This window comes from Aquimarina spongiae (assembly GCF_900141785.1).
Classification (GTDB): domain Bacteria; phylum Bacteroidota; class Bacteroidia; order Flavobacteriales; family Flavobacteriaceae; genus Aquimarina; species Aquimarina spongiae.
Map to the genome: position 1 here is coordinate 215,761 of NZ_FQYP01000005.1, position 14,047 is coordinate 229,807.

Below are 14,047 nucleotides of genomic sequence, written 5' to 3' on the forward strand. Positions count from 1 at the left end.
TACCTTATTTAATACGTCCAAGATGAAGTCCGTCGTCTCCCTTGTTTTGAAGTTCAGAATCTTCCTGTAGCGAATAAGTGGTTTTGTTCAAAAATTTGGGATCCAAAGACCATAATGTATTTACTTCATAGTCTTGATCTCCGGTTACGATCACTTTTTCAGAATCAAAGAAATTGTTATGATGTACTTTGGCAATAGGGCCACCTACAACCAAATGCATTTGTATTCCCTTACTGTTGTTGAATATGCTATTTTTAATCTCTGCATTTTGCACACCTACCATGGTTATGGATTTTTTGTTTTTATTTCTTTTTCCATTTCCAACATTATCCAACACATTATGGTCAAAAGTTAGAAAAGGACCAAAAGTACTCTCATCACGACCGTCACGTACCAGATTTAAAACAGCTCCCTGGATGTCTGAAAACACATTGTTTTTGAGAATTACAAATTCTGCATTGAATATCCCATTCTCTCCAATCTCCTTATCCAAAGCCAGTATATCACCGGTAATATTTTTGAAGATAGAATTGGTAATACTAATTGTATCTGCAACTGTGTTTTTATATACTTTGATGGCGTTGTAGGAGTGGTTGATGTTCAAATTTTTAAACTCACAGGCATTGATCAGCAATGTATAGTTTTTATTCATAGAATATTTGCTGGTTCTGATTACCGAATTTCCAGAGTAATCAGGAGCCTCTTTACCATCAAAAATCAACTTATTAAGTTTGAGATTCCCTCCGTTTTGAATATCAAAAAGTGAATTTTTCTCAAAAACAATTGTTGATTTTTCAAGAAATGAGGTAATAGTAATCGGATGATTGATATCGATGGTTTTGGTGACCAGATATCCATGAGGGGAGGTGAGTTGTATGATGTCTCCAGGCGCTGAATTTTTTACCGCATCATAAAGCGTATTATTCCCAGGGGCTACTTGAATAGTTTTACCAGCATCAAATTTGATTTTCTCATTGGTTTTAGGATACCATGAAGGACCTGTGTTTTCTTTAGTAGGAGTATTTTCTCCAATACTGGCTCCGGCTTGGCCGCTTTGAGTAGGAATCAGCAATCCTTGGGCATTTTTCTGAAGAGCTAGTTTTTTGGATACAAATCCCTTTTCTGTGATTGGTTTTGTATTAAGACTGATAATATTATTCTGAAAATCAATACCACTGATATCATCGTATACGGTGAAGGTATCATCTTTTGATTCATTATAAAAAATGTTGTTTTTCATTTCAGAATTGATGGGAGTGGCACTGCGCTCACTATCACTTCCTGCGCATAACTGTATATAGTTGCAGTTTATAAAAGTGTTATTATTTATTTTGGCATCTTCCACTTGAAAATATCTGTTAAGTGGTGAATTAGGTACACCATTCATAACAACCAAGGCTCCGCCAAATCGATATCCGGTAAGTCCAATTCCGTAGTTGTTTTCGACTGTTTGTTTCCCGTTAATCACACGGATACCTCCTGTGCTAGGTATTCCATTACCAATAAATACATTGTTTTTTACCATGGTCTCATTACCATGTCTCATGGTAAGCGTTCCCCTGCATTCATAAAACACATTGTTACGGAAGGTGTTTTGACAAGATTTGTTGGAAATGATTTCAAGCTCCCCGCCACAACGATCAAAATAGTTGTTTTCTACAATGGTGTTTGAATTACTTAAGGAGTGATGGCTTGTTCCTATACGTAATGTTTCCCCACCATTAGAACCAAGGGTTTGTCTTGGACCAAAATAATTATGATCGATTTGGTGATGATTTTCTATAAATTTTTTAGAATTTAAACGAACCGCCATAGTAACTCCCAAATTTCCTTTACCTTCGAAATGGTTGTGGTCGATGCGATTATTTTTTCCGTAGATACCAATCCAATAATCTTGTTCTCTTCGCTCGGGATTACTGTAGTTATCAATCACACATTCGGTAAGACGTGAATGCGAAGCGAAGGTGTTTTTATCTTTTTTAAAAGAGATCACTTCTGAAGTAGGAGTGAAGCCATTTTTAAAAACCAGACCGCTCACTACAAGATATTCGCCCGCTATTCTAAGATTGGAGTTTCCTTCTAGTGTTGTTTTTCCTTTTTCTTCAACAGTTAAGGTAATAGGATTATCTTTTTCCCCTTTGGCTTCAAATAGTAACTCGGTATCTTCCCATACACCAGAAGCTAGGATGATGGAGTCGCCAGGTTTTGCTTGTTGTACAGCATCATTAAATGCATGTAAAGTTGTAATGGCATTGTTCTCCTTTGTAGTATTCGAGGATTGACAAGAGGCTAAAAGTAGTACTAAAAGTGCTGCGGAATATGTTACTATTTTTGTCATATGAAATCTGGTTAACCAATTTGGTTAACCAAAAATAGTAATATAAATCAATTATCAAAGAAGAAAATTTATTTTTTTATTAAAAAATTAATGGATTCCTTACGTAATGTATAAATAAAGAGTGCTATTTCTAATCATTTCTCATTGAGAATTATCATAGTAATAGAGTAGTTTATTGCTCACAATATTTATAAAGTTCTTTAAAATGATCTTTCAAATGTTGAACAGCTTCTTCTGGTTTTTGCTCTTGAATAGCATCCACTATGGCCTGATGCTCTTTGACTAATAAGTAGCTCTCTTCTTTATTACACACTTTATTTGTAATAAAATGAGTAATAATTTCTGGTGTAATAATAAGCATTAAAGAGTTGATCACACTGTTATTGCTTGCTTCAGCAATTTTGATATGAAACATCAAATCCTCTTCAATTGCAGCAATACCTTTCATAGCTTTTTCGCTGTACGCTTTATGCGCTTTTTGGATTTCTTCCATTTGCTGTGTCGTTCTTCGCTTTGCAGCCAGTTGCACAGCATTGGTTTCCAAAATAATCCTGGTTTCAACAAAAGATTTGAAATCAGGTTTTTGTAGTTGTAGAATATCCGACATCATTCCATTTAATGCAGTAACACCAATGTTGGATACCCGTGTGCCGGATTGAGGGAACTTTTTTACAAGACCATAAAACTCAAGTTTTTGTAGTGCCTGTCGAAGCTGATTTCTAGTCACTCCAAATTTCTCAGAAAGTTCGCGTTCTGCAGGAAGTCGATCTCCAGGTTCCAATTGTTTGGAAAGGATGAGTTCTCTTATTTTGGAAATAATAACTTCTTCTTTGCTTTCCTTTTTGTTTTCTGATTTTTTGGTTTTATCGATCGTGTTTATTTTCATAAGGTTTCGGTACTTGACAATTGGGTAATTCCATTTTGGTTTACCACAAAAGATTCTTAAAATTATTAATATAATTTTAAAAACCTTTAAATTTTCTAATAAAAATACGGCTATCCCATAAAAAGAGGAATAGCCGTGTTTTCTTAGATTAATTTATTTCCTTGTTGTCAAGTGTTTAATGAAATACTTCGAGTTTGTTAATACCCACTCTTCCGTAGTCAGAACTCTTGTAGCTTTTTCCTTTCATTGATTGCAAATAGTTTCCTGCTTTAAAGTAGTTTTCTTTTGCTGCAACCGATTTTGAAGTATATATAGTACGTACTCTATTACCACCATTATCCAACTCATACAGTTTCACAATACTGTTCTTGTAAGTGAGTTCAAGATACATTTCTTCTCCCAAATTAAAGTTCCCTACTGTTTTTCCTCCACCTTCGAGGACTTCAGTAACGTAACCGTTAATTCTCATTTTTACAGATCCACTGGTTTGATTAGCGCTTCCTTGACATTGCACTCGAATTACATCATCAAATTTGTCGGTTTTATCATGAATTTGACCAAAACAAACTTTTCCAGAACTAGGTAATCGATCAACTCGTACTCTCCATTTCATACGGTGTTCTGTATTTGTTGTACCATCCCAGAATATATTGCTATTTCCATTGGCGGTTAATTCTCTTAATTCCATTCTAGGGTTTCCAGAACCTGAAGAAGTATCACTTCCTGCCCAAACCTGGAATATTGCCCAATTATTTTGAACAAAGAACCAATCGTCATTAGTGTAGTTTGGTAGATTAGGAATTGCATCAACATATTGGTTATTTGACGGAGTTCCGCTCAGACCATTAAGTTTCCAATTCTGTAAACCAAGAAGAGCGTACGGAGTATTACTAGAGGGTGGTGGTGGTGGATTCACCGATCCGTCTTCTCCATAGATTTCTACTTCCGTAACACTATTCCAATCATTGCTCGAGTTTCCAAAACTGGAAATACGCACATATCTTGCCGTAGTTTCCGAGAAATCATACGTTTCTAATTGACGGGTATTCCCACTGCTTCCTACATTCTTTTTGTCTACCACTGTTGATAAGCTCGAGGTAGAATTACCTACTCGTACTTTAAAAAATGCCTTCCGTTGATCTCCTTTGTACCATGCGATTTTAATCCTGGAGATCTTTTTTGAAGAACCTAAATCAAAAGTGATGTATTTTCCGGTTCTTCCAAAAGAAGACCATCGTGTGTTTAAGTTACCATCCAAAGTATTAGAAGGAACGTTACCGTCATCACCATTGGCCGAAACTGAAACAACAGATAATTCTCTCAAAGATTGTTTTAGATTATTGTTTTCGGTTAGGGATACATCATCCGCAAATTCAATATCCGTGGTGCAATTCGTAAATGTAATTAGAGCTAATGCTACACAAGCATAGTAAGCAGCTTTTCTTAAGTTTTTCATGATCGTTTGTTTGTGTTAAATCAATATAATTCTCTGAATTGGTCGACCAATTTATGCTAATTTGTTGATTTTCACAAATTAAAAATTGATAATTAACAAAATTATTGTTAAAAAAATAGAGGATTGATATTTTCAATAATGGTTTTTGTTTAGTTTGTATTTATTAAAAATGGGGTTATTCACCATTAATTTTTGCCAAACTAATAAATGAAGAAGGGGGAATGTTTTTTTTTTGAAAATTGAGATGTTAGAACTACAGTGTACAGAAATAAACGGTGCGCATGGTATTGATGTGAGTCCTATATAAACAGATACTTTTAAGAAACTGAATATCCTTTGATTTTTTTATTTGTTTTGATAAAGTCATTGGTTTTGTAATACGTATTATTTTAGAAACCTATTTTTGGGTAACCAACACATAAACTGTGGAACACCTTTTTTATTGTTGTCCATTTATCAAAATCATTCATTGCGTACTATTTAATTTTTAATACATTTTTTTGTCATATTCGTATTAATGCTAATTTTTACATAATAATTCACTGTGGTACAAAGTTTTTACTTAATATTGCAGTATTAGTTAACGAAAGGGGCTACGGCCGACGATTTAGAGTTACTATTATGAAAACGGCAACATTTATTTATTCGGAAGTTAAAGTTCAATCTTTGAACACATTAGGTAATATTTTAATTACTCCTGTACGCCGTTTCCGTCGCCCCTTGGGGGTTTAATTTTCTTCTGAAGTAGGTGCGCCCTACTTCCCCGAGAGACATCCAACTTGATTTTAGAACTGTAACGAAGACTATATACTATTATTAGTTTTTGCACTTTTCTATATCGCTTCTTGGATACCATAAAATAAAATCAAAACTAATTATCAAACTTTTGATAAACGCAGCTTACGTTTATGCAAGAAGTACACATTACAATAGCAGACGAAAGTCATTTTCTATACGCTGAAGAAATTTGCAGTGTCATATCGGATTCCGCCAAGGTAAGAGGAACGGGGATCGCTAAGCGAACACCTGATTATGTGCAAACTAAAATGAAAAATGGAGATGCAATCATTGCATTATCCGATGATCAATTTGCAGGTTTTTGTTACATAGAAAGTTGGGGTCATGGCGAGTATGTTGCACATTCAGGTTTAATTGTTCATCCGGATTTTAGAAACCGCGGATTAGCAAAAAAGATTAAAGAATTTACGTTTAATCATTCCTTAAAAAAATACCCAACAGCCAAAGTATTCGGAATCACCACAGGTTTGGCAGTGATGAAAATTAATTCTGAATTGGGATATAAACCAGTAACATTCTCAGAATTAACAGATGATCCGAAGTTTTGGTCAGGCTGTAAGACATGTACAAACTATGAGATTTTGACTTCAAAGGATCATAAAATGTGTTTGTGTACTGGAATGCTGTACGATCCGCTTCGAAAAAAGAAAAAGAAAGAGAAGTGGTTCAATCAAAAAGTATTAAAAAGATTAAAAAAGATCAAGCAAACCATGCTTGCAAATAATAAACCATTGTTATTATGGAAAAAGTAGTATTGGCATATAGTGGAGGGCTAGACACCTCTTATTGTGTAAAATATTTAATTCATGAGAAAAACCTTGAAGTGCATACCATTTTGGTAAACACTGGAGGATTTTCGGAAACAGAATTAGAAGAAACTGAAAAAAGAGCTTATGAACTTGGGAGTTCATCTCATATCAATAAAACCATTGTTGAAGAATTTTACCAAAAAGCAATCAAGTATTTGATTTATGGAAATGTTCTAAAAAACAATACCTATCCGTTGTCGGTAAGTGCAGAAAGAATCTTCCAGGCGATAGAGGTGATCAATTATGCAAAGCAGATTGGTGCAAAATATATAGCTCATGGAAGTACCGGAGCAGGGAATGATCAGATAAGATTTGATGTAATTTTTCAAACCCTGGCACCAGAAATTAAAATCATAACACCGATTAGGGATCTTAAACTTTCAAGACAAGAAGAGGTCGCTTACCTTCAAAGTCATGGAGTGCAGTACAGTTGGGAAAAGGCTCAATATTCTATTAATAAAGGGATTTGGGGAACTAGCGTAGGAGGTAAAGAAACGCTAACTTCTCAAAACCCGTTACCAGATGAAGCGTTCCCAAGCCAACTCCAAAAAGACAAGGAAGAAACCATTACGCTCAATTTTGAAAAAGGAGAACTCGTTGGTTTGGATGGGATAAAAGATACTCCAGTAAATAATATACTGAAGCTTGAAGAGCTGGCAAGCGCCTTTGCTATTGGTAGAGATATTCATGTAGGAGATACGATTATCGGAATAAAAGGAAGAGTAGGATTTGAAGCAGCTGCACCAATTGTGATTATAAAAGCACATCATCTGTTAGAAAAGCATGTGCTGACCAAATGGCAACAATACTGGAAAGAACAATTGGCCAATTGGTATGGAATGCTTTTACATGAAGGCAATTATCTGGATCCAGTAATGCGAAACATAGAAGTGTTTTTGGAAGATTCACAGAAATCAGTGACAGGAGGAGTAAAGGTAAAATTAAAACCGTACCACTTTATGTTAGAAGGAGTAGAATCAGATTTTGATATGATGAAATCCGATTTCGGACAGTATGGAGAGATGAATAACTCCTGGACTGCAGATGATGCCAAAGGTTTTATTAAGATTTATGGTAATGCTAATAAAATTTACCACAACGTAAACCCAGATCAATCATGATAAAAGTTGGAATAATAGGTGGGTCAGGATATACTGCCGGAGAATTACTCAGACTTTTGGTACATCACCCAAAAGCGCAGTTGGATTTTGTGTATAGTACTACCAATGCAGGAATTGCTATAGCTAAACAACATCCGGATTTGGTCGGAGAAATTGATTTAAAATTCACCGATACCGTAAACCCAAACGTAGATGTAGTGTTTTTGTGTCTAGGTCATGGGCGATCTCAGGCTTTTCTAAATGAACATAGTTTTTCTGAAACGACCAAAGTGATTGATCTTGGAAATGATTTCAGATTAAACAAAGATAAAAGCTACCAAAACAGGGATTTTGTATATGGATTGCCTGAATTGCAAAAGGAAAAGATTATAGAAGCAACAAACATTGCTAATCCAGGTTGTTTTGCTACAGCTATTCAATTGGCATTGTTACCCTTGGCATCCATTGATCAATTAAATAGTGCTGTGCATATCAACGCAACAACGGGAAGCACAGGAGCTGGCGTAATACCTGGTAGTACTACTCATTTTAGTTGGAGAGATAATAATTTTTCTAGTTATAAGGTATTTACCCATCAGCATCTAGACGAGATCCAGGAAAGTATTGTACAGTTACAACCCAATTTTGATAGTCCACTGTTCTTTATCCCTAATCGAGGGAATTTCAGCAAAGGGATATACGTAACTCTTTATACCGAATTTGCAGGAACTGAGGAAGAAGCCATTCAACTGTATAAGGATTTTTACAAAGAAGCTCAGTTTACTGTAGTTTCAGATCAGGAAATTCACTTAAAACAGGTAGTGAATACCAACAAATGCATCCTTCATATTAGCAAGAAGAAAGGAATGTTACTCATTACATCCGTAATTGATAATTTAATCAAAGGAGCATCTGGGCAAGCCATTCATAACATGAATTTAATGTTTGGGATTGAAGAAAAAACAGGTTTAGAATTAAAAGCAAGTGCATTTTAGACATGAATAAGATAACCATCATAGGAGGAGGGAACTTAGGGAAATCTATTATTTCAGGATTGGGCAATAGTGACCTTTTTGAAGCAAAACATATTACCGTAGTCGATAAGTCAGAACATAATTTGACCGAAGTAAAAGAGAAGTTGGGAGTGTCAACCTCGCAACATATTATAGAAGCTATTTCTGATGTGAAATGGGTCATTTTGTGTGTGCAACCCAGACAGTTGGATGCAGTTCTGGAAGAAATAAAAGAAGAGCTCATTGCCGACCAAATATTGATTTCAACAGTGACCGGTACATCCATTGCTGAGATTAATGAAGTAGTACCTAAAAACAAGGTGATTCGTGTAATGCCAAATACAGGAGCATCAAAAAAGTTATCGATGACCTGTATTTCTGCAAACGAGGATGTAAAAGAAGAGTTGGTCTTTGTTCAAAAAATGTTTGATACCATCGGAAAAACGTTGATCATTGAAGAGCGACTTATGCAGGCGGCTACCGTATTGGGTGCGAGTGGAATTGCTTTCTTTTTGAGATTTCTTAGAGCAATGATTCAAGGAGGGATACAAATGGGATTTCATCCTCATGAAGCACAGATTATCGCAGTACAAACAGCTATGGGTGCAGCAACTTTGGTTGCAAAAAATGGAACACATCCAGAACGAGAAATCGATAAGGTAACTACACCTCAGGGGTGTACTATCGAAGGTCTTAACGAGATGGAACATCAAGGGCTTAGTTCTTCAGTAATAAAAGGGGTAATGGCCTCTTATGAAAAGATAAATACAATAAAATAAGGAGTATTAAAAAGAATATGAGTATGAAATTGTTTGATGTATATCCATTGTATAATGTAGAACCTGTAAAGGCATTCAATAGCACCATTATTGACAAAAATGGAGTAGCATATTTGGATTTGTACGGGGGTCACGGAGTAATTTCTATAGGGCATTCGCATCCTCACTATACCAAAAAAATAAAAGAACAAATTGATAAAATTGGATTCTATTCTAATGCAGTACAGAACAGTATGCAAACCGAATTGGCACAAAGGCTGGGAGCTTTATCAGGGTATGACACCTATCAATTGTTTTTGTGTAATTCTGGAGCAGAAGCTAATGAAAATGCTTTGAAATTAGCCTCTTTTCATACCGGGAAATCTCGGGTGATTGCTTTTGATAATGCATTTCACGGTAGAACGTCAGCAGCAGTTGCAGTAACGGATAATGCCAAAATCAATGCTCCGCTCAATAAGCAGCAAGAAGTAACTTTTCTGCCTTTGAATGATATTGATGCCGTAACCCAAGAATTAGAAAAAGGAAATGTGTGTGCAGTAATCATTGAGCCTATTCAAGGAGTAGGAGGTCTTGATCAACCGACCACAGCATTTTTCCAGGAATTGCAATTGCTTTGTAAAGAGAATAATGTGGTATTGATTGCCGACGAAATTCAATCTGGATATGGGAGAAGTGGAAAGTTCTTTGCGCATCAGCATCATGGCATTACTCCTGATATTATTTCTGTTGCCAAAGGGATGGGGAACGGTTTTCCTATTGGTGGGATATTAATCGCTCCCCATATTCAACCTAGTTATGGATTGCTTGGAACTACGTTTGGAGGGAATCATTTAGCTTGTGCAGCGGCTCTTGCAGTACTCGAAGTGATTGAGACCGAAAATTTGGTAGATAATGCAGCATCAATTGGAGAGTATTTCTTAACCAAAATTAAAGAACTACCAGGAATTAAAAAATGTAAAGGTAGAGGGCTCATGGTTGGTTTGGAATTTGACTACGAAGTAGGAGAATTGCGTAAAAAGTTGATTTATGATGCGCATATTTTTACTGGTGGATCTATGAATAAAAAGCTGTTAAGAATACTACCACCTCTTACAATCGATAAAAAAGAAATCGATCAGTTTGTAATGGCATTGCAAAATATATTAATCGAAGAAAAAGTATAGCTATGGAAGCAGTACTGAACATAGAACAACGAAATGCAGTTTTGCTAAAGATGGCGGAGTTGATTGCTAAAAATAGGGAAACTTTGATTGCGGCTAATCAAAAAGATTTGAACAGTTACTCTGGAGAAGATAAAGCAATGTACGACCGATTGAAGGTTGATAAGGCTAAAGTACAAGGGATGATTGATGCATTAGAACAATTGGCAAATCTAGAGGATCCTTTAGGAGTAGAGCGTTTTCAATTTACACATGAGAACGGAATGCATGTTTTTAATAAAACAGCTCCTTTTGGTACGGTACTTATCATCTACGAATCAAGACCAGATGTGACCGTTGAGGCGGCTGGAATTGCGTTCAAATCTGGAAACAAAATTTTACTAAAAGGAGGAAAAGAATCCCTAAACTCTAACCTGGAAATAGTAAAGTTGTGGCATAAGGCACTGGCGAGCGTCGAAGCGACTACAGATTGGGTTACTTACTTGAATTATGATCGAGAGAAAACCCAGAAGTTTTTGGAGCATCCAACACAAAGAGTGGATCTTATTGTTCCAAGAGGAGGGGAAAAGCTGATTGCATTTGTAAAGCAGCATGCAACTTGTCCAGTGATCGTTAGCGGTCGAGGGAATAATTTTGTATATGTTCATAATGAAGCGGATAACGCTCTGGCTTTGGATAATATCATTAATGGTAAAACCGACAAAATCTCAGCCTGTAATGCTGTAGATAAGGTTTTGATTGATAAAAACTTACCCAATAAAGAGGATTTTGTAAGAAATCTCATTACGGCACTCAAAGATTATGATGTAGAAATTATTGGCGATTCGTCTTTGGCTAAATATGAGGAGGTAAAGACCATCGAGAATGATAAGATCTGGTTTGAAGAGTTTTTGGATTTCAAAATTGTAATTGGTGAAACCACGAATAACAAAGAAGCCATTGATAAGATTAATGAATATAGTGGAGGACATTCTGCGGCAATCATTACTAGAAATCAGCAGATTGCAGATCAGTTTATGATGTCGGTAGATTGTGCAGCTGTGTATCATAATGCTTCCACTCGATTTACAGATGGGTTTCAGCTAGGATTAGGAGGAGAGCTGGCAATAAGCACAGATAAATTACATCAAAGAGGACCAATTGGTTTACAACATTTGGTAACCAACAAATGGTATATACATGGAGAAGGGCAGATCAGATAAGAAAAGAATTGTACTCAAAATAGGATCCAATACATTGACCAAAGAAACGGATCAGATTTCTAGAGGAAAAATCGAAGATATCGGTAGGCAGATCGTTGCATTACAGGATACTTATGAGTTCGTTATTGTAAGCTCTGGTGCTATAGCTGTAGCCAAACAATTCGTGAATTTGGAGAGTAATGGAAAGGAAATCAATGTAAAACAAGCATTAGCATCCATTGGTCAGCCACACTTAATGCGAATTTTTCAAGAAAGTTTTAGAGACCTTGGTTTGTTGACGTCTCAGTGTTTGTTGTCTTATTCGGATTTTGAAAGAGAGGAATCAAAACAAAATATTGTGAATACGATCAATGTATTGGTAGCCAATAACTATATCCCAATTATCAATGAAAATGACACTGTGGCTACAGACGAAATCCAATTTGGAGATAATGATAAGTTAGCGGGCTTAACAGCCGTATTGCTAGATGCAGATTTACTTGTGGTTGCTACCAATACCAATGGGATTTGTACAAAGGCATCCATTCAAAATAAGACCTACCAAACGATTACCGATGTAGTAGATGTAGAAGAGTTGGAACAAGAGATCGTGAGTGCAGTGTCTTCTCATGGTACTGGTGGGATGCGTTCAAAAATTGAAGCAGCAAAAATAGCCCAGGCTGCTGAGATAGAAACATGGATTGTAAATGGGCTTAACGATAATTTTATTACCGATGTAATTGAGGATAAGATCCCTTTTACCAGAATAACAAAAGCAGTATACAATGAATAATTACTTTTCAATAGCAGATATAGATAATGTTGAAGATTGGGTGGATCAAGCCATAGCACTTAAAAAAGAACCATTACAGGATAAAAAACTGGGAGAGGACAAAACCATAGGGTTGTTGTTTTTTAATCCCAGTCTACGTACTCGATTAAGCACACAAAAGGCCGCACTTAATCTGGGGATGAATGTTATGGTGATGAATTTTACAGGAGAAGGCTGGTCTTTAGAATATGGTGACGGTACCATCATGGATCAGGGAAATTCTGAACATGTTAAGGAAGCAGCACAAGTGGTTTCACAATATTGTGATATACTGGCCATTCGAGTATTTGCACATTTAAAAGATAAAGAAGAGGATTACAGCGAAAAGGTGTTAAAAAGCTTTATGGAATACGCGACCATTCCAGTGGTGAATATGGAAAGTGCCACGGGTCATCCATTACAAGCACTTACAGATGCAATTACTATTACCGAACATAAAAAGAAGGAGAAACCAAAGGTTGTATTATCATGGGCACCGCATCCAAAAGCTTTGCCCCAGGCTGTTGCCAACTCTTTTGTAGAGATGATGCAACGAATGGACGCGCATTTTGTAATTACCCATCCAAAGGGATATGAGTTAGCCAGTCAGATTACTAAAGAGGTGCCCATTGATTACAACCAGGAGAATGCTTTTAAAGATGCAGATTTTATTTATGTCAAAAACTGGAGTGCTTACCAGGACTACGGAAAAGTACTGTCTACGGATGCCGATTGGAAAATTACTGAAGATAAAATGAAACTGACCAATCAGGCCAAATTTATGCATTGTTTGCCAGTAAGACGAAATGTAGTCGTAGATGATGCAGTGATTGAAAGTGAAGATGCAATTGTAATTCAGCAGGCCAACAATAGAACCTATGCAGCACAATTGGTATTGAAAAAAATATTGAAAGGATTGAAGGGGTCATGAAGCAGTTATTAGTAGCAAAAATAGGAGGCAATATTATTGAAGACAAAGATGCGCTAAATCAATTTTTGATAGACTTTTCAAAAATAGAAGGGCCTAAAATTTTGATTCATGGAGGGGGGAAGTCAGCAACACAGCTTTCGGAAAAACTTGGGGTAAAAACCGAAATGATAGATGGCAGAAGGATAACATCTGCTGAAAATTTGGATGTTGTGGTGATGACTTATGCAGGGTTAATCAATAAAAATATTGTAGCTGGGCTGCAAAAACATGGTAGTCCGGCTCTAGGATTAACAGGTGCAGATGCAAATACAATTATGGCAACCAAAAGACCCGCACAGTTTGTAGATTACGGTTTTGTAGGCGATGTAGAGAAGGTAAATGATAAGATGATAAAAGGGATACTGGATATGGGGATCATTCCTGTGTTTTGTGCAATCACTCATGATGGAAATGGGCAATTGTTAAATACCAATGCCGATACGATAGCCTCAGAGATTGCCTCAGCTATGAGCGCCCATTTTGAAGTGTCCTTGTTCTACTGTTTTGAGTTGAAAGGTGTTTTGGAAGATATCAATAACAAGGATTCTGTGATAGAGCATATCGATTTAGAAAAGTATGCAAAGCTTAGAGATGATCAGGTAATAGCCGATGGAATGCTACCTAAATTACAGAATTGTTTTGATGCATTGCAAAAGAATGTAGCAAGCGTGCATATTGCAAACTCCGAATATATAAAAGATAATACAGTAAAGCATACTACCTTGAGTTTATAAATCAAGATAGAT

At 36.2% G+C, this 14,047-nt stretch carries 12 protein-coding genes; 9 read left to right on the forward strand and 3 right to left on the reverse strand.

Going from position 1 to position 14,047, the window contains the following annotated elements:
* Positions 1-4: 4 nt before the first annotated feature.
* The 3 genes from BUE24_RS12635 to BUE24_RS12645 form a co-directional block, all read right to left on the reverse strand.
* Entirely contained in the window at positions 5-2,338 is a 2,334-nt protein-coding gene (locus tag BUE24_RS12635) for a chondroitinase-B domain-containing protein (protein ID WP_073316388.1), read from the reverse strand.
* 172 nt (positions 2,339-2,510) lie between these two features.
* Positions 2,511-3,224 (reverse strand): FadR/GntR family transcriptional regulator, encoded by a 714-nt coding sequence (locus BUE24_RS12640; protein WP_073316389.1) that lies wholly within the window; start codon positions 3,222-3,224, stop codon positions 2,511-2,513.
* A 175-nt stretch (positions 3,225-3,399) separates the two neighbouring features.
* The gene (locus BUE24_RS12645; protein WP_073316390.1) at positions 3,400-4,680 is read right to left on the reverse strand and encodes a polysaccharide lyase family 7 protein; all 1,281 of its coding nucleotides are present in this window, start codon (positions 4,678-4,680) and stop codon (positions 3,400-3,402) included.
* A 908-nt stretch (positions 4,681-5,588) separates the two neighbouring features.
* Between BUE24_RS12645 and BUE24_RS12650 the strand changes: the two genes are divergently transcribed.
* The 9 genes from BUE24_RS12650 to argB are packed head-to-tail and all read left to right on the forward strand — an operon-like array spanning position 5,589 to position 14,035.
* The gene (locus BUE24_RS12650) at positions 5,589-6,230 is read left to right on the forward strand and encodes a GNAT family N-acetyltransferase (protein WP_073316391.1); all 642 of its coding nucleotides are present in this window, start codon (positions 5,589-5,591) and stop codon (positions 6,228-6,230) included.
* Positions 6,218-7,408 carry an argininosuccinate synthase gene (locus BUE24_RS12655; protein WP_073316392.1) on the forward strand — a complete coding sequence of 397 codons (1,191 nt, stop codon included), beginning with the start codon at positions 6,218-6,220 and terminating at the stop codon, positions 7,406-7,408. The genes BUE24_RS12650 and BUE24_RS12655 overlap by 13 nt, the downstream gene beginning before the upstream one ends.
* On the forward strand, positions 7,405-8,382 hold the full coding sequence (argC, locus tag BUE24_RS12660) for an N-acetyl-gamma-glutamyl-phosphate reductase (RefSeq protein ID WP_073316393.1): 978 nt from the start codon (positions 7,405-7,407) through the stop codon (positions 8,380-8,382). The genes BUE24_RS12655 and argC overlap by 4 nt, the downstream gene beginning before the upstream one ends.
* Before the next feature lie 2 nt (positions 8,383-8,384).
* Positions 8,385-9,179 (forward strand): pyrroline-5-carboxylate reductase, encoded by a 795-nt coding sequence (gene proC, locus BUE24_RS12665; RefSeq protein WP_073316394.1) that lies wholly within the window; start codon positions 8,385-8,387, stop codon positions 9,177-9,179.
* 23 nt (positions 9,180-9,202) lie between these two features.
* Positions 9,203-10,342 carry an aspartate aminotransferase family protein gene (locus BUE24_RS12670; RefSeq protein ID WP_073316395.1) on the forward strand — a complete coding sequence of 380 codons (1,140 nt, stop codon included), beginning with the start codon at positions 9,203-9,205 and terminating at the stop codon, positions 10,340-10,342.
* Positions 10,343-10,344: 2 nt separating this feature from the next.
* A complete protein-coding gene (locus BUE24_RS12675) occupies positions 10,345-11,541 on the forward strand; it encodes a glutamate-5-semialdehyde dehydrogenase (RefSeq protein WP_073316396.1) in 1,197 nt (398 codons plus the stop codon).
* Positions 11,519-12,313, forward strand: a complete 795-nt coding sequence (proB, locus tag BUE24_RS12680; RefSeq protein WP_073316397.1) for a glutamate 5-kinase — start codon at positions 11,519-11,521, stop codon at positions 12,311-12,313. The genes BUE24_RS12675 and proB overlap by 23 nt, the downstream gene beginning before the upstream one ends.
* Positions 12,306-13,262, forward strand: coding sequence for an N-acetylornithine carbamoyltransferase (locus tag BUE24_RS12685; protein ID WP_073316398.1), 957 nt, complete (start codon positions 12,306-12,308; stop codon positions 13,260-13,262). Before proB ends, BUE24_RS12685 begins: the two co-directional genes overlap by 8 nt.
* Positions 13,259-14,035 carry an acetylglutamate kinase gene (gene argB / locus BUE24_RS12690; protein WP_073316399.1) on the forward strand — a complete coding sequence of 259 codons (777 nt, stop codon included), beginning with the start codon at positions 13,259-13,261 and terminating at the stop codon, positions 14,033-14,035. The genes BUE24_RS12685 and argB overlap by 4 nt, the downstream gene beginning before the upstream one ends.
* Positions 14,036-14,047: the final 12 nt, after the last annotated feature.